This window comes from Halorhodospira sp. 9622, from assembly GCF_022228025.1.
Lineage (GTDB): Bacteria > Pseudomonadota > Gammaproteobacteria > Nitrococcales > Halorhodospiraceae > Halorhodospira > Halorhodospira halophila_A.
The window spans coordinates 1-645 of the sequence record NZ_JAJNRE010000100.1; the positions used below are offsets into that span (position 1 = coordinate 1).

A 645-nucleotide genomic window follows, 5' to 3' on the forward strand; every position below is an offset into this window, starting at 1 on the left:
GAAGGAGTGGGAGCAAGAGGGGCGCTGAGTGGACCTGCGCCTGGGTATCGGTCGCCTGGCGCTGTGGGCGCTGCTGCTTGGGGGTGTGACGTTTTCGGTATTCGGCTGCGCGGGCGACGGGCCGAGGACCTCGACGGCGATCTACTTCGGTGCGCAGGGCACGACGGCGACGGTTTTTGGTGTGCCGGAGCAAGAGGAAGAGGGCGAGCCAGAGGAGAAGCAGCTCGGGCGTGGGGTGGTCGTCGATGAGGGCATCGTGGCCACGGCCTGCCATGTGATCGATGGTCTCTCGCCGTTTGTGGTGCTTAACGACCGGCGTGAGGGCGAGGTCATCGAGTCTGTGGCGGATCTTTGTCTGCTTGAGCTGGTCTCGGAGCGCTCGGCGCTGGAGCCGATCGAGTTTGCGAGCGCGTACGATCTTCTTCCGGGGCAGCGGATTTATCTGATTGGATCGATAGGGGTGGAGGATAGCGTCTTTAGCGCGGGCGAGGTGGTGGGTTTTGCGCGTGATAGCGGGGGGTGGAGTCCGGGGAATTTTCTACTGGTTTACACCGCGGATATTGCCCGAGGCTCGAGCGGTGGCCCCGTTCTTGATGAGCGGGGTCGGTTGGTGGGCATTACGGTGGCGAAGACGGAGGATCAATT

1 protein-coding gene is annotated in these 645 nt (G+C 63.1%); it reads left to right on the forward strand.

From position 1 onward, the window contains the following. Positions 1-28 precede the first annotated feature (28 nt). Positions 29-645, forward strand: a 617-nt coding sequence (locus LRG07_RS13775; RefSeq protein ID WP_238642767.1) for a serine protease, incomplete at its 3' end; no start/stop codon positions are given.